Annotated in this window: 15 protein-coding genes and 2 pseudogenes; 12 read left to right on the top strand and 5 right to left on the bottom strand. The window is 72.1% G+C overall.

The annotated features are described in order from the left end of the window. Positions 1–17: 17 nt before the first annotated feature. Positions 18–1,421 carry an NADP-specific glutamate dehydrogenase gene (gene gdhA, locus AB8A24_RS24770; protein WP_369477709.1) on the bottom strand — a complete coding sequence of 468 codons (1,404 nt, stop codon included), beginning with the start codon at positions 1,419–1,421 and terminating at the stop codon, positions 18–20. 313 nt (positions 1,422–1,734) lie between these two features. Between gdhA and AB8A24_RS24765 the strand changes: the two genes are divergently transcribed. From AB8A24_RS24765 to AB8A24_RS24740, 6 genes and pseudogenes are all read left to right on the top strand, one after another. Further along, on the top strand, positions 1,735–2,961 hold the full coding sequence (locus AB8A24_RS24765) for a cytochrome P450 (protein ID WP_369477694.1): 1,227 nt from the start codon (positions 1,735–1,737) through the stop codon (positions 2,959–2,961). Between the two features lie 211 nt (positions 2,962–3,172). After that, positions 3,173–3,724 carry a rhodanese-like domain-containing protein gene (locus AB8A24_RS24760; RefSeq protein ID WP_328964889.1) on the top strand — a complete coding sequence of 184 codons (552 nt, stop codon included), beginning with the start codon at positions 3,173–3,175 and terminating at the stop codon, positions 3,722–3,724. Positions 3,725–3,845: 121 nt separating this feature from the next. After that, positions 3,846–4,097 (top strand): EF-hand domain-containing protein, encoded by a 252-nt coding sequence (locus tag AB8A24_RS24755; protein WP_030764319.1) that lies wholly within the window; start codon positions 3,846–3,848, stop codon positions 4,095–4,097. Between the two features lie 165 nt (positions 4,098–4,262). Then, positions 4,263–6,110: a serine/threonine-protein kinase gene (locus AB8A24_RS24750; protein ID WP_369477693.1), complete on the top strand. Its 1,848-nt coding sequence runs from the start codon at positions 4,263–4,265 to the stop codon at positions 6,108–6,110. 182 nt (positions 6,111–6,292) lie between these two features. Next, the gene (locus tag AB8A24_RS24745; protein WP_369477692.1) at positions 6,293–6,574 is read left to right on the top strand and encodes a hypothetical protein; all 282 of its coding nucleotides are present in this window, start codon (positions 6,293–6,295) and stop codon (positions 6,572–6,574) included. A gap of 87 nt (positions 6,575–6,661) precedes the next feature. Next, positions 6,662–7,201 (top strand): annotated as a pseudogene (locus AB8A24_RS24740) (Imm49 family immunity protein); the annotation flags it as partial. 33 nt (positions 7,202–7,234) lie between these two features. Here AB8A24_RS24740 and AB8A24_RS24735 read toward each other — a convergent pair. After that, a complete protein-coding gene (locus AB8A24_RS24735; RefSeq protein ID WP_328964886.1) occupies positions 7,235–7,876 on the bottom strand; it encodes a GNAT family N-acetyltransferase in 642 nt (213 codons plus the stop codon). Positions 7,877–8,016: 140 nt separating this feature from the next. Continuing rightward, entirely contained in the window at positions 8,017–9,303 is a 1,287-nt protein-coding gene (locus tag AB8A24_RS24730; RefSeq protein WP_369477691.1) for a UDP-glucose/GDP-mannose dehydrogenase family protein, read from the bottom strand. 483 nt (positions 9,304–9,786) lie between these two features. Between AB8A24_RS24730 and AB8A24_RS24725 the strand changes: the two genes are divergently transcribed. Together AB8A24_RS24725 and AB8A24_RS24720 are read left to right on the top strand one after the other, a co-directional pair. Then, positions 9,787–10,452: a deoxynucleoside kinase gene (locus tag AB8A24_RS24725; protein ID WP_369477690.1), complete on the top strand. Its 666-nt coding sequence runs from the start codon at positions 9,787–9,789 to the stop codon at positions 10,450–10,452. A gap of 136 nt (positions 10,453–10,588) precedes the next feature. Next, the gene (locus AB8A24_RS24720; protein ID WP_369477689.1) at positions 10,589–10,978 is read left to right on the top strand and encodes a hypothetical protein; all 390 of its coding nucleotides are present in this window, start codon (positions 10,589–10,591) and stop codon (positions 10,976–10,978) included. A gap of 117 nt (positions 10,979–11,095) precedes the next feature. Here AB8A24_RS24720 and AB8A24_RS24715 read toward each other — a convergent pair whose 3' ends face one another. Continuing rightward, on the bottom strand, positions 11,096–12,733 hold the full coding sequence (locus tag AB8A24_RS24715; RefSeq protein WP_369477688.1) for a HEAT repeat domain-containing protein: 1,638 nt from the start codon (positions 12,731–12,733) through the stop codon (positions 11,096–11,098). Between the two features lie 120 nt (positions 12,734–12,853). Next, positions 12,854–13,222, bottom strand: coding sequence for a hypothetical protein (locus AB8A24_RS24710; RefSeq protein WP_369477687.1), 369 nt, complete (start codon positions 13,220–13,222; stop codon positions 12,854–12,856). 113 nt (positions 13,223–13,335) lie between these two features. Here AB8A24_RS24710 and AB8A24_RS24705 point away from each other — a divergent pair. The 4 genes and pseudogenes from AB8A24_RS24705 to AB8A24_RS24690 all read left to right on the top strand — a co-directional run. Further along, positions 13,336–13,413: pseudogene (locus AB8A24_RS24705) on the top strand (hypothetical protein); the annotation flags it as partial. A gap of 18 nt (positions 13,414–13,431) precedes the next feature. Next, positions 13,432–13,698 (top strand): hypothetical protein, encoded by a 267-nt coding sequence (locus tag AB8A24_RS24700; RefSeq protein WP_369477712.1) that lies wholly within the window; start codon positions 13,432–13,434, stop codon positions 13,696–13,698. 59 nt (positions 13,699–13,757) lie between these two features. Next, positions 13,758–14,363, top strand: a complete 606-nt coding sequence (locus AB8A24_RS24695) for a hypothetical protein (protein WP_369477686.1) — start codon at positions 13,758–13,760, stop codon at positions 14,361–14,363. Between the two features lie 150 nt (positions 14,364–14,513). Then, positions 14,514–15,281, top strand: a complete 768-nt coding sequence (locus AB8A24_RS24690; RefSeq protein WP_369477685.1) for a hypothetical protein — start codon at positions 14,514–14,516, stop codon at positions 15,279–15,281. The last annotated feature ends 87 nt before the right edge of the window (positions 15,282–15,368 follow it).

Raw genomic sequence — 15,368 nt, 5'->3', positions numbered from 1 at the left:
GGGCGGCGGGCGTCGGATCAGATGACGCCCTGCGCCAGCATCGCGTCCGCGACCCGCTCGAACCCGGCGATGTTCGCGCCGGTGACGTAGTCGCCCGGGGCCCCGTACCGCTCGGCGGTCTCGTACGCCACGGCGTGGATCGAGCGCATGATGCCCGCCAGCTCGTCCTCGACCCGCTGCGCGCTCCACGCCACCCGGCCGGCGTTCTGGCTCATCTCGAGGGCGCTGACCGCCACCCCGCCCGCGTTGGCGGCCTTGCCGGGCCCGAACGCGACCCCGGCCTCCTGCAGGATCCGTACGGCCTCGGGGGTGGTCGGCATGTTGGCACCCTCGGAGACCGCCTTGACCCCGCTCGCGACGAGCGTACGGGCGTCCGGCGCGTCCAGTTCGTTCTGCGTGGCAGAGGGGAAGGCGACGTCCGCCGGCACCTCCCAGACCCGCCCACCGGGCACGAACCGCGCCGAGGACCCGCGCCGCGCCACGTACTCGCTCACGCGGCCCCGCTCGACCTCCTTGACCTGCTTGAGCAGCGCGAGGTCGATGCCCTTGTCGTCGACGACGTAGCCCTGGGAGTCGGAGCAGGTCAGCGGGTTCGCGCCGAGCTGCTGCAGCTTCTCGATCGTGTACAGCGCCACGTTGCCGGAGCCGGAGACCACCGCGGTCAGCCCGTCCAGCGACTCACCGCGGACCGCCAGCATCTCGGCGGCGAACAGCACACTGCCGTAGCCGGTCGCCTGGGGCCGGATCGCGGAGCCGCCCCAGCCCTGCCCCTTCCCGGTCAGGACCCCGGCCTCCCAGCGGTTGGTGATGCGCCGGTACTGGCCGAAGAGGTAGCCGATCTCGCGGCCGCCGACACCGATGTCCCCGGCGGGCACGTCGGTGTGCTCTCCGATGTGCCGGTGCAGCTCGGTCATGAAGGACTGGCAGAACCGCATGACCTCGGCGTCGGAGCGGCCGTGCGGGTCGAAGTCGCTGCCGCCCTTGCCGCCGCCGATCCCGAGGCCGGTCAGGGCGTTCTTGAAGATCTGCTCGAAGCCGAGGAACTTCACCACGCCGATGTCCACCGACGGGTGGAAGCGCAAGCCCCCCTTGTACGGGCCGAGCGCGCTGTTGAACTCGACGCGGTAGCCGCGGTTGACGTGGACCCGACCCCGGTCGTCCTGCCACGGCACGCGGAAGAGGATCTGCCGCTCGGGCTCGGTGAGCCGCTCCACGAGGGCCACGGCCGGGTCGGCGTACTCGGGCCGGGCGGAGAAGACGGGGGCCAGGGTCTCCAGGACCTCCCGTACCGCCTGGTGGAACTCGGGCTGCGCGGGGTTGCGGCGCTCGATCTCGGCCCGCAGTGCTTCCAGCCTGTCCTTCGAGTCCTTCACGTGTGTCCCTCCAGGGAGTGCGCGGTGCGCAGACGACGGCAGGTCCATGGTGTCCGCGGGGCCGTGCATACCGGTCGATTCCGCGCGCGACGCGCTCCGAACGCACACTTTCGGAAAAGTTTTTCCGGAGTCCGACCCCTCTGTGGAGGCTACCGCGCACGGCGCTGATCTGGGCAAGGCTTCTACCCTGCGGACAAAAACGCGTCCGACGCGCCGAGGCGTGCCCGCTCCCGCCCGGCCGGGTTCCTCGCGGCAGGCGCCCTACCGGGCCCGGCGGGTTTCGGGCAGGATGACCCGGCGCACCGGAGGTCACCCGCGGCGGCGCACCCCGCCCGGTCCCGACCGTGATCCGGAGGCCCCCGTGACGTGGCACGACGACCAGGCGCGGCGTGACGAGCTGTACCGCGACCCCTATCCGCTCTACGACCGCGCACGCCGGGCCGAAGGGCTGATGTACGTACCCGAGTTCGACGCGTGGCTGGTGGCGCGTGACCGGGACGTACGGGAGGTGCTGCTGCGCGCGGAGGACTTCTCCTCGGCCAACGCCCTGCTGCCGGATATCCCGCTCTCGCAGGCGGCGCTCGGCGTCCTGCCTCGGGGGTTCGGGCCGCGACCCACCGTGGTGTCCAGCGACGGGGCGGCCCACCGTCGGCACCGGGCCCCGCTGAACCGGGGGCTGTCCGCCGGCCGGGTGGCGGCGCTGGTGCCGTACGCCCGCACGTGCGCGAGCGAGTTGGTGGACGGCCTCGCGGCGGACGGGTCGGCGGAGCTGGTGGCCGCGTACGCCCGGCAGCTGCCCGGGATGGTGGTCGGCCGGCTGATCGGGCTGGACCCCGCCGACGTGCCCGCGGCCGTGCACGGCGGCTACCGCGCCGAGGAGCTGCTGTTCCGCCCGCTGCCGCCGGAGGGCCAGCTGGCGGCCGCCGAGGACGTGGTCGCGCTCCAACACCTGCTGGACGGGTACGTCCGCGACCGGCGCGCCCATCCCCGGGACGACATGTGCTCGGCCATGGTGGCCGCCCTGGCCCCCGGTGACGACGAACTCACCCTCGAACAGCGCCACGAACTGGTGACGAGCCTGCAGAACCTGCTGATCGCCGGATTCCTCACCACGAGCGCGCTCATCGGCACCATGCTGCTGCACCTGCTCGCCGACCGGCGGCAGTGGCGGATGCTCCGCGCCGATCCGTCCCTGGCCCCGGCGGCGGTGGAGGAGGCCGTCCGCCACGACACCGCCATCCAGGCCTTCCGACGGATCACCACCCGGCCGGTGACGCTCGCCGGGACGAAACTGCCCGCCGGGGCCGCCGTACTGGTGGCGTACGGCTCGGGCAACCGCGACGAGGAACGATACGAGCGGCCCGGGGAGTTCGACATCACCCGGCCCGGGAACCGACAACACCTCGCCTTCGGGTACGGGACCCACGGCTGTCCGGGCTCCCAACTGGCGCGGGAGCAGCTCCGGCTGACACTCGACCTGTTCGTCCGGCGCGTGCCGGAGCTTCGACTGGACGCCGACCGTCCACCGCCGCGGATGCGACCCACGCTGATCCACCGCTCACCGCAGGACCTGTACGTCACCTGGTGACTCGGGGGCGGTTTCACTCGTTCGGGCCACCGGTTGTTGCGGGGATGTGGCAGTCCCGTGGCGGGGTGCGTCGATCCCTCGCCGGGCCGTCCCCCGGTGCCTAACATCCCCGGCATGGCGACGGCGTCGCGCGTCGCTCCGGACCCCGTGTCCGCGCCCCGCCGTGCCCTTCCCCGCTCCCCCTCCCCCTCCCCCTAGGACCAGGTCCGCCATGAGCGTTCCCACCCCCCTCGACGTCGGCCAGGCCCATCCGCGGCTGCGCGAGCTGACCGTCGTCGACGTCCGCACTCCGGGCGAGTTCGCGTCCGGCCACCTGCCGGACGCGGTCAACGTCCCCCTCGACCGGCTCGCACGGAGCCTGCCGGAGCTGCGGCGGGCCGCCGAACGCAGGCCCCTGCTCGTGGTGTGCGCCTCCGGTGCCCGCTCCGAGAACGCCGCCGCGACCCTGGCCTCCCAGGGCATCGCCGCGTCGAGCCTGACGGGCGGCACCCAGGCCTGGGCCGCGGAGGGACACGGCCTCCACTACCCGGACGGCTCCCGGAAGCGGGCCGTCTGGGCGATGGAACGCCAGGTCCGCTTCACCGCCGGCGTCACCGTGCTGCTCGGCCTGGCCCTCGGGCTGCTCCTCCACCCCTCCCTCGCACTGCTGTCCGCGGCGATCGGGGGCGGCCTGGTCTTCTCCGCGCTCACCGACAGCTGCGGAATGGCGGTCGTCCTCGGCAGGCTGCCCTTCAACCGCCAGGGGGCCGGGGGCCGGGCATGAGCACACCCGGCCCCTCGAAGCCGAGGCCCCGCGGGGGCAACCCCGCCGGGCCCTACGACGTCCTCCCGTGCAGGACGCGCCGCCCAGGAGGCGGTGCGTGGACCGCTGAGAGGACCACGTGATGAGTGAGAAGGCCCGGCGCCTGTTCGACGCCCTCGACCTCGACCAGGACGGCACGCTGACCCGTGCCGAGGTCATCGGCGCCCTGCGCTCCAAGGGTCCGACCCTCGCGGCGCAGGGAGCGATCCCCTTCTGGGGCGTCGGGGGCACCGACGACTCCTCGGCGCTCTTCGACGCGGCCGACCAGAACGGCGACCGCGTGCTGACGTTCGAGGAGTTCGCGGCCGTGGTCAACCGCCGCTTCGGCTGGTAGCGGCGGAGCCACCGCGCCCTCCTGGGCCGTCCGATCCGCCAACTCCCGGGGACGGCACGGCGGTCCGACGGTCCGGGGCGGGGACCGTCCGGGCATTGGGTACGCTCTCGGTTGACTTCGGGGCGCCGGCAGGTGCTGGATCGCCGCAATCAGAGATGGGTCCCCATGAGCAGTGCACCTTCCGCCGACTTCTTCCAGCCGCTCAAGGCGGACGACCCGGCCGTCGTGGGCGGCTACCGCCTGGCGGCCGTGCTGGGCGCGGGCGGCATGGGCAAGGTCTACCTCTCCTACACTCCGGGCGGCCGGCCCATCGCCATCAAGGTGATCCGGCCCGAGTTCAGCGAGGACCCCGAGTTCCGGCGGCGCTTCCAGCAGGAGGTGCGGTCCGCGGAGCGGGTCCAGGGGCTCTACACCGCACCCGTCATCGACTCGGACACCGAAGGGGCCCAGCCGTGGCTGGCCACGGCCTACGTGCCCGGCCCCTCGCTCGCCCACGCCGTGGCCCGGCACGGCGCGCTGCCGGTGCGCAGCGTGCTGCTGCTGACCGTCGGGGTCGCCGAGGCGCTGCACGTCATCCACGGCGCGGGCATCGTCCACCGGGACCTGAAGCCCGCCAACGTGCTGCTCGCCTCCGACGGCCCGCGCGTCATCGACTTCGGCATCGCCCGGGCCGCCGACTCCACCGCCCTGACCAGTACCGGGGTCAGCGTCGGCACCCCGGCGTTCATGGCACCCGAACAGGCCTCGGCCGGCACGGTCACCCCGGCGACCGACGTCTTCGCCCTCGGACAGATCGCTGCCTTCAGCGCCATCGGGGCGTCCGTCTTCGGCGACGGGCCCTCGCACGCGGTGCTCTACCGCATCGTGCACGAGGACCCCGACCTCAGCGCCCTGCCGGAGGAGTTGCGGCCGGTGGTCTCCCGCTGTCTCAGCCGGGACCCGGCCGACCGGCCGACCCTGGCCGAGGTCATCGAGCTGTGCAACGCGGCCTCGGACGTGCCGCTGCGCCAGGGCGAGGACTGGCTGCCGCGGGCCGTCGCCGGTTCCCTCACCGAACGGCTGCAACTGCCCGCGCCTGCGCCCACCCCGCCGCCGACGGCCGCCTCGGCACCGACTCCGACTCCGACCGAGGTTTCGCCGCAGCCCCCGGCTCCGGGTGCGCCCGTGGTGCCCGCCGCTCCCGGGTACACGCCGACCGGCCCGGCCGCCGCCGCGCCGACGCAGACGGCTCCGACGCAGGGGGCTCCGGGGGCCGTGCCGCCGGGTTACCCGACGCCTCCCCCGTACGCGCAGCCTTCGTACCCGCAGCCGCAGCAGCCCCAGTACAGCCACCCGCAGTACACGCAGCCCTCGTACGCCCCCGGCCGCGGCACGCCGCCGCCGTTCCACCCCCAGGGCTTCGCCCCCGGCCCGCCCGCTCCGCCGCGCCCCAAGCGGACGGCACTGATCGTCATCGGGGCGGTCGCGGCGGCGGTCATCGGGCTCGCGGTCATCGGGTCCCTGCTGCCGGACGGCTCCGCCAAGGGTGGCGGCGACAAGGCCTCGAACGGCGGCAGTGCCTCGTCGGGCGCCTCGCAGAAGCAGCCCGACCCGCAGCCGGTGGCGTACCAGGGCATCGAAGTGCCCCAGAACCACCAGCTGATGCTCGCCGACAACCCGCCGCGGCCGGCCGAGGAACCGACCGGTGCGGGGGTGCTCTACGGGCACGGGGACCTCTTCTACTACCGCGACACCCTCTTCGGGGACGAGAAGTTCGGTACCGCGAACGGCAAGATCGTCCTGCTGAACAACTCCGAGAAGGGCTCCCTGGAGACCTGCCGCGCCGTGACCCGCTTCACCGAGAAGGTCGGCCTCGACCAGCTCACGGACGGGTCGCAGGTCTGCGTGCTGAGCAAAGCTGGCCACATCGCGCTGGCGACCTTCCGCGGCAGGGCGGGCGGGAAGGACGAAACCGGCTTCATCACCGTCGACGTGACGGTCTGGCGCAATGCCGAGGCCGCGGCGAAGGACTAGGGGTGTCGTGCCGATCAGGGCGAACTCGCAGGCGACGGACGTCCCACGGCTCTGAAGCGCGCTGCTGCGTCGAGGCCTGAGGAGTGGCTTGTCGGTGGGATCGGAGAGGATGGGACCTCGAAGATCGGCGGCGAGGGCGGCGGGAGTGCTGCCGGCCTCGTCCTACGGGGAGGATGGCCACCGTGCAGGAAGTGACGCGTCACGAGGTCGGCGAGGAGCGGGCGGGTCGAGCCCTGGAGGACATCAGGCGGCGGACGTTCGGCCGCTGGCACGGACTGCGCTACAACAGCCTGTCCATCAAGGGAATTCAGGAGACGGGCGACGAACTCCTGGACCATGTCGGCGCCCTCACCCTCCAGGATCCGCAACTGGACGGCGCGCCGGGCCGGCTGGCGCTGCGGACGGCCGCCGAGTGCGCGCTCGGTGTTCTGACGCTCGGCACATGCCCCGACGGGGACTTCTAGGTCTTCTTCCCCCTCGTCGACGAGGAACTCAGCAGCGAGGACTTCGCCTTCGGTGACGCGGTCGACCAGGCGCCCACGGCGCGGGTCTGGGTGGACGTCTTCGCGCTGAGCGTGATCACCGGGCTGCTGTGGGAGCGGGCCCGGGTGATCGGTCCACTGCTGGGGAAGGACTACGCTCCCATGTTCCACGCGGGACTGCCGTACTCGTCCTTGAGCTCGGTGTCCGACCCGGCCGAACTCGCCGAGATGGACGCGCTGTGCGGCTATCTCCACCTGGTGGAGACGCCGCGTTCGCCGTGGGTCGCGTCCGGGGTGCCGCCCCTGCGCAAGCCGGAGGCCGAGGAGCGCGCCGCGGCCGCCGCGCGGCTCGACGCGGCGGGCTCGCAGACCCCCGACCAGCGACTGTTGCGCGTACTCCTCGACGACGACCGACCCGCGTTCGAGCGGGCCCTGACCAGCCGTCTCCTGGAACACCGCGACAGTGCCGGTCCGGATGCCGCGCCGAGGACGCTGCTGCCGGTCACGGTCGTCGCCCTGGCAGCCCTCGCCGTGCACGCACACGGCTGGGAGCTGAATGTGCGCTCCGGCTACCTCCCGGCGAGCCTGCTGCGCGCCCCGAGCCAGTAGGGGCGCGCACGGCGGCGTTCCGGCAGAGACGGCCTAGGTCGGGTGAACGACCGCCGCCGCGGTCGGGAGTACGGCGGGGCGGTCGAGGAAGGCGAGTACGGCCCGCTTCTCCGGGAGGTACACCTCGGGCAGGTCGATCTCCGGGAGGGTGATCTCGCCCTGGCGGACGAAGCCGAGCCGGTTCAGCAGGGCTACCGCCTTGGCGTTCGAGGCGTCGGGCTCGGCCACCGCGCGCAGGACGGCCGGGTCGCGGAAGGTGAACCGGATGAGCGACCCGATCAGGGTCCTGCTGAATCCGGGCCGGGGACGGCCGGTCACCGGGGCCAGCATCAGATGGACGCCGATGTCGCCCTCCCGCACCGCGTAGCATTCGCTGACCCGGTCCTCGGTGGGCTCGTACGTCTGGAAGAGCGCCACGGGCTCGTCGTCCAGTCGGACCATGAACGCGTGGTGCGTGTCGCGGCGGTCCACGTCCTCGTAGATCTCCTGGACCAGTTCCCGGCTGGCGCCGTTCATGCCCCAGAACTGCGCGCGCTCCTCGACGACCCAGGAGTGCAGCACGGCGGAGTCCACGACGGGGTCGACCGGGGTGAACCGGACCGTGCCGAAGCCTTCGACGGTTTCGGTCAGGACGTCCGCGCGCGGGGAGACGAGGGGTGTGGACTCGGGTCTCATACGGGTTCCGTTTCTGCTCGTTCGGCAAGGGCCGGCGGGGGCGCGAGCATGCGCCGGTCCTTGCTTAGGGTGCCCTAACTATAGGCGTGCCTAGAACGAGCTCCCGAGGGGGCCCACCGAGCGTGCGAGGCCCACACGGGTCAGGGGCGTCCGACGGAGGTGTACCGGAATCCGATCTCACGCAGGCGGGTGGGGTCGAGGAGGTTACGGCCGTCGAACAGGACCGGTGTGCGCATGACGCCGCACGCCTCGGTCCAGTCGATCTCGGCGAGTTCGGGCCACTCCGTCACGATCACGGCCGCGTCCGCTCCGGCGAGTGCCTGCCGCGGGCTCGGGAAGCGGTCCACGGAGTCCCACGGCTCCCCGGCGGCCGGGCGGGCCAGGGGGTCCCAGGCGCGTACGTGCGCGCCTTCGGCGAGCAACCGTCCGGCGAGCACGGTGGACGGCGCCTCGCGCATGTCGTCGGTGCCGGGCTTGAACGCCATGCCCAGGAGGGCGACGTGCCGGCCGGCGAGGTCGCCCAGCTCGTCCTTGAGGTGCTGGATCGCGCGGCGCTTCTGGATGTTGTTGACGTTGATCACGGCGGTGAGGAGCTGGGGGTGGAAGCCGGTGTTGGAGGCCATCTGGCGCAGGGCTTCGCTGTCCTTGGGGAAGCAGGAGCCGCCCCAGCCGATTCCCGGGCGGAGGAAGTGGGCGCCGAGGCGGTGGTCCATGCCGACGGCTCCGAGGACCTCGGTGACGTTCGCGCCGGTGTTCTCGCACAGGGTCGCGATCTCGTTGGCGAAGCTGATCTTCGTGGCGAGGAGCGCGTTGGAGGCGAGTTTGACCATCTCGGCGGACTTGACGTCCATCGTGGCCACGGGGGCGTCGATGCCGGTGTGCAGGGCGGCGACGAGGGCGCCGGCCGCAGCGTCGTCCTGTCCGATCACGATGCGGTCCGGAGCCATGAAGTCGGGGATGGCTCGACCTTCGGCGGTGAACTCGGGGTTGGAGACGTAGCCGACGTGGGAGAGCCCGATTTCGTCCAGCAGGACGCGGGCGCGGGCACCGGTACCGACGGGGACCGTGGACTTCATGGCGACGGCACGCAGGTCGTGGGCCGTGGCAAGGGAGCGGATGACGGCCCATACCCGGGTGAGGTCGGCGTCGCCGGAGGCCGAGGGCGGGGTGTCCACGCAGACATAGGCGATCTCGGCGCCGGTGAGCGCCTGGTCGAGGTCCTGGGTGAAGGTGAGGCGTTCCTTGTTCCGGGCGATCATGTCGCCGAGCCCGGGTTCGTGGATGGGAACGTCACCGGCGAGGAGGATGCGGACGCGTTCGGGGTCGATGTCCCGGACCGTCACGTGGTGCCCCAGCTCGGCGAGGCACGCGCCGGTCACCAGGCCGATGTATCCGGCGCCGAACACCGCGATGCGTCGCTCTGCCATGGTCTGCCCATTCTCTTCGCGGTCGGTCGGGCGGGTGATCCCGATGGGCCCGGAAGAGGCCCTGATCACGGGCGACACCCTACTCGCGCCACCTCGACGTCCAGGACGGCGTCCTTACCGACCGGCCCTGGTCGTGCCGCCACTGCCGGGGGCCCAGGATCCGGCGGTCTCGGCGGGGCCGGCGCCGGAGAGCAGGCCGTGGACGGCCCCGGCACTCCGGACAGCGAGAGGCTGATCATCACTTAAGATTCAAGGCGGCCGCTGGGCTGCGGCTCGTCGCTGTGCGCGGCGACTGCGGAACGGTCGGGCCGACCGGTCGAGGAGCGCAGTCCGAGTCGGGCAGCGCCTTGGTCCGGACGGCGACCATATGACGCTGATCATGAAGATCCCGGGGAATCGCGTGACCGCCGGCGTGCGTCTCAGTGGTGTGGGGTCCACAGCCCACCCGCCCACGAACAGAAGACCCCCAGGGAGAAGTGAGGTATGTCAGTGATCTGCGTCGGAGGCATGATCGGAATCGGCAAGACGAGCGTGGCCGAGCTGCTCGCCAAGGAGCTCGGCAGCGAGGTCTTCTACGAGAGCGTGGACGACAATCCGATCCTTCCGCTCTTCTACACGGCGAGCCCCGAAGAGATCCAGGCGAAGCGCTACCCCTTCCTGCTGCAGCTCTACTTCCTGCAGACCCGGTTCGCCTCGATCAAGGAGGCGTACAAGCAGGGGGACAACGTCCTCGACCGGTCCATCTACGAGGACTGGTACTTCGCCAAGGTCAATCACGACCTGGGCCGGATCAGCACCCTCGAGATGCAGGTGTACGAGGGGCTGCTGAGCGAGATGATGCGCGAGATCGACGGTCTGCCGTACCGCAAGGCGCCCGATCTCATGGTCTACCTGAAGGCGGACTTCGAGACGGTGCTGCACCGGATCGGGCTGCGGGGTCGCGGTTTCGAACAGGACGAGAGCCTCGTCGAGTACTACCGGACGCTGTGGTCCGGCTACGACGACTGGGTGCACAAGCACTACTCGGCCAGCGAGGTCCTCGTCATCGACATGAACCACACGGATGTGGTGAACAACCCCGAGGACGCGGCCCGCGTGGTGCAGGAGGTCAAGGACACCCTGGCGGCGGTCGCGCACCGACGGATCTGAGCCCGCCGTACGGGGTGAGCGCGCCCGCCGCCGCCAAGTGCTTGCCGGGGCGGTCGAACTCGTCGACGATGCTTCCTAGCCACGGCCTTCCGGATCCCACCGGGCCCGGCCGGGGCAGGGGAGAACAGGGGAAACAGTGACAACGCACAGCATTCCGAAGAGGCGCCCGACGGTCGCGGCGGCACTCATCCCGCTCTTCGTGCTCGCCGGGCTGCTCCTGGGCCCTGCGGCCACCGCCTCGGCGGCCGCTCCGGCCGCCCGGCAGGCTCCCGCCGCCGCGGCGCCCCCGCGGAGCGGGGTTCTCGCCGGCGCCGGCGTGGCGACCGGTCTCCAGGCACCGATGTCGTCCCAGGTCCGGGCCACCACCGGGACCAAGAAGGGCAAGAACGGGACCAAGAAGGGCAAGAAGAGCAAGAAGAAGAAGGGCGGGGTGTTCAAGACGCTCTTGATCGTCCTGCTCGTCGTCATCGTGCTGCTCGTCGCCCTGTACCTGGTCCGCCGGGCTCTGCGCCGCAGGTCCGCCTAGGTTCGGGCTCCGGGCCGGTACGTCGTCATCGGACCGGCCCGGACGGTCCGGACCCTGCCTGCCGTCCGGCCCTTGCCTGCCGTCCGACCTTGCCTGCCGAGGCCATCGTGGGCGGCGCTACGGCAGCACGAGCAACCTGTCGATCCGGGCGCGGATCTCCTCGTCCTGGAGGACCGCCCGGTAGTCGCCGTGCTCCGAGAGCCGGCGGTCCGCGGCCTTCAGTGCCGTGAGGGCTTCCCGGACCGGTGGGGTGAGGTGTCCGTGGTGGGTGAGCGCGTCGAGGGCGGTGGTGAACATCCCGTGCCACTGCCCGTCGGCGGCATAGGTCAGTACCCTCGCCGCAGCCTCCGCCGGTTCCGGCAACGGTGGTTCCCACGGCTGCCGGTACGGTGTGAGCTCACCGGGGAGCAGCGGGTTCTCCCCCCACGCGTGCAGCACGTCCCGTAGGTCCTGGACCAGCCACCCCGCGCGGGAGACCTCGTCCTGGAGGGCTTCGCGTACCGCGGGCAGCAGCACGCGGGCGTGTGCGCGCAGCGGTCGCAGGACGTCGGCGACGTCCGGCTGCCGAGGATCGCTGGGGACATAGCCCCGGCCCTGCATGTCCCGGTAGGGCGCCACGAGCCGCTCGACGAGATCGGGCAGGGCGCGAGGGTCCCCGATCCGGGTCAGGGCCCACCGCGCGTGGTCACCGACGGTGCCGTCGAAGAACCGCGATTCCCCGGTGTCGTCGAGGAGGCCGGCGAGCCGGTCGGCGTGCGGGGCCGCTTCCCGGCCGAGCACCGCCAGCAGGTGCGCGGCCTTGTAGCGCACGTCGTCGTCCGGGTCGGCCAGCAGCCCGGCCGCGAGCGGCAGCACGGCCGACGCCACGGAGGGCCGGGCCGACAGCAGTCGCCATGCCTGGTCCACCGCGCATCGGCGCAGCCCCGCGTCGTCCATCCGACTCCCGGCCTCGGCCAGCGCGGCCACGAAAGCGGTGGCCGCCGTCAGGTCCGGCTCCAGCAGGCCCCCGACCCACTCGGCGACGTCGTTGCGGTCGTACGGGTACTCGCATTCCAGGGCGTACCAGACCTCCCCGAACCTCGGGGCGACTACGGGATCGGTGAGGATCTCCAGCAGCTCGGGCACGGCGCGCGGCACCGCCTGGGGGTCGAGAGGGGACGAGGCGACCACGGCCGCCACCCGGAGCACCGGGTTCTCATCGTGGAGGAGCCCGTCCAGCACGGCGCGTACCTCCGCGTGCGTCGATTCCGTGAGGTCCTCGTCGGCCGCGGCCCGACCCAGCGCCACCAACAGGGCCACCTGGACGGAGGGGTCCGTCTCCACGTGCCACCGTTCGAGGAGGGGCTCGGTCCGGTCGCTGATCATCAACAGGGTCTCCCGCCGCACCTCGGGGTCCCCGTCGTCGAGCAGCCTTCGGATACGGGGCCATTGCTGCCACCACACCGCCGCCCGTCCGGAGTCGACGCCCTCACCGTCTCCGGCCAAGGACGTCAGCAGACCGACCAGGTACGGCCGTGGGACAGTCTCCGGGTCGAGAGCCAGATCCACCACGAACGGCAGCGCGGCCGTGCCGACCTCTGTGCTCCCCAGGACGAGGTCCTGCAGGTCGCCGCACGCCCGTTCCACGGCCTCCGGACGCGTGGTGGAGTCCGCCCGGGCGATCCGGCGCAGCACCTTCGGCACGTCGGTGGCCGGATGGTCCGGCCCCACCGTCCCCAACGCCCGCCAGTCCACCGCGTCGAGCGCCTCCCACATGTCCCCCGCCTCACTCCCGAACGTCCGTTCCCTGTACGGACATCCTGTCAGTGCGGGGGCGGGCGCGGCGCGGCAATTCCCGGGGGGTGTCCTTCCGGGCAGGCTGGGGAAGGGCCTGCGTCAGTCGTCGGCAGGGTCGGGCAGCCGCCGAAGTTCGAGCAGAGCCACCGCGATCTTCACCGCGGTGGCAATCGTCAGGGCTTGGAGGAACGGCATACCCATCAACCACAGGGCCACCATCATGACCGTGAGCACCAGGAACGCCGGGAGCAGATTGGTCCGCCTGATCGCGGTCCGCAGGTGACCGGCTCGGCTCCGATGCTGATCGTCCGGAGCGATCGGGCGCGTGGCGACGCCCTCCTCTTTGGCATGCGGCATGGGCTGATGGCCTTTCCTCGGGTGCTCGGCTGCGGAAACGAGCCTCGGGTCCGCCGGGGCGGACCGCCACTGCTGCCACCCGCCCCGCCGCCATCCGACGTACAGGTTCACCTCACCGGCCCAGGTGCGCGACGCCCCACCCTCCGAGGTCCCCGGCCACCACCCGGTGCAGGCACGCTCCCCCGGAACCGGGGGCTGGTGCGGGCCGAGTAGCCTGAGGGGTCATGATCATGAATCAGTGCCGTGCGGCGACGAAGAAGGGCGAACGGTGTCAGGTCGACGCGCGACCGTCGGGCTTGTGCCACGTGCATGATCCGGTGGTGCGGTGCCGGGTACTGAACGCCAAGGGCAAGCCGTGCGTGATCTCGACGGGCGGCGGGCCCTGCGACCGGCACGAGGGACGACAACAGGCTTCCGTCGAGGCGGCCATGGACCTCGTCAGGCTCTACGAGCCGACCGGCGCCGGATCCCTCTTCGCAGCCGAGGAGTGCTCCTCGGCTCCCGCCGCCGGGACCGAGACGGCCGGAGAGCCGGATCGAACGCCTTTGTCGCAGGCGTTCGTGGCCCGCACGATCAATCTCGGATGAGTGGCCGGCCCCCGCTCGGGCGGTCGCGCCCTTCTCGCCGCGATGCCCGAGGTGATGCCGTGAGCCGGCCGACGCGGCCGGACTGGGAACTGACGCCCCTGGAAGGCGTCGGACCGCTGCGGTTCGGCATGCGTCTCGCGGAAGTCGCCGCAGCCGTGCCGGACTTGACCACGCTGCGTCACTTCCGGGCCGACCCCTCGTCCCGGGAGACGCTCGGCGTGGAGTTCGCGTCGGGCCCTGCGGAGCCCGCCGTCCACGCCTACTTCGTCGACGGCCGGCTGTTCTGCGTCGCGGCCGACGCGGCCCACGGGCCTCAGGTCACGCTCTGGGGGCGCCGGTTGACGGGCTGCGTCCCGGCCGACCTGGAGCGGTTCCTGGGGCACGCGCACACCTGTGGGGTGGTCGATGTGTCCTACGGTCCGCGGGGGAACCCCGGGGCCGACGGGCTCGGCTTGGTGGTGCGGCTGCAGGATGTCGCCGAGCGCGTGGTGACCCGGCCGGTCATGGTGGGCCGGGCCTGGGCCGACCGGTGCACCGACGACTGGGAAGGCGCGATCCCGGAGTGCGAATGGGTGGGCCGCCTGTGGCCCTCGGCGGGTGAACCGAAATTCTGGCCCCCGCCCGGCCACGCGACGCACTGGGGCGAGTGGCAACCTCCGTTCTGACCGCGGATGTTCGCCGGTGGCGGCGGGGAGCGGCCCAGGTCCGACCGGTGAGCCGAGGGGGCAATACTCGAGGTACGGGGAACTGCCGTCGAACGGGGTTCGGGCAGGGGGAAGTGGGTCGACGGACCCATGGCGAAGGGGGAGACGGACATGACGCTGGACATGACGGTGCGGCAGGCGATGGCCTTGGGACGGGCCCGCGACGAGCGGATGCGCGCAGTGACCTGGGCCGCGCTGGGCCTGATCCTGCTGGGGCTCTCCGCTGCGGCGGGCAGCCAGATCAGCGGTGCGATAGCCGACGAGGAGGCGTTCCTGGCGGCTCGGCCATGCGTCGAAACGGAGGCGCCCCGGAGAACGGAGTACTGCCTGCGCACGATCCGTGCCACGGTCCTCTCCGCCCAGAACGCCAAGAGTGGCCCCAAAGGCGCGTCTGTCTTCCAGGTACGGCTGCGGGCCCCCGTTCCCGCTCCCGCCGATCAGCCGTTCAACCTCGATTCGAACGGCGATCTGGCGTACCTCATCAAGCCCGGTGAAGAGGTGGAGGTCACCACGTGGCGGGGCGTCCAGGTCTCCGTACGCCAGGACGGGGTCGCCGAGACGCTTCCCGGACTGCCCGACGAGGCCACCATGTACGTCGGGCTGACGCTGGTCGTGGTCTGGACGACGGCGCTGGCCTTCATCACCGCGTTCGGCAGTGCCCGCCGGGCCCGCTGCCACGCCACCGGCCGCCCCGTCACGCCGCGGGTCGGGTTCGGCTGGGCGAAGGCGCTGTCCGTGTTCATCGTCCCGCTCGCCGTGTCGTTCCTTTCGCTCACGCTGTGGGACGCCTGGACGGCAGCGGCCATGACGGTGGCCATCTGGGCACTGATCGCCTTCCCCGCCACGTACGCCGCGCTGCGCTGGGACCGTGACGAGTGAAGCACCGCCCGGGCGTCGTCCGTAGAGCCGTACGCGGGCTCGGCGGCGGCCTGGGGCACGGCCACGGGGCACGGCCGCGGGGCGGCG

The organism is Streptomyces sp. BF23-19 (assembly GCF_041106355.1).
Taxonomy (GTDB): domain Bacteria; phylum Actinomycetota; class Actinomycetes; order Streptomycetales; family Streptomycetaceae; genus Streptomyces; species Streptomyces virginiae_A.
This window is presented reverse-complemented; position numbering and strand designations above follow the sequence as displayed.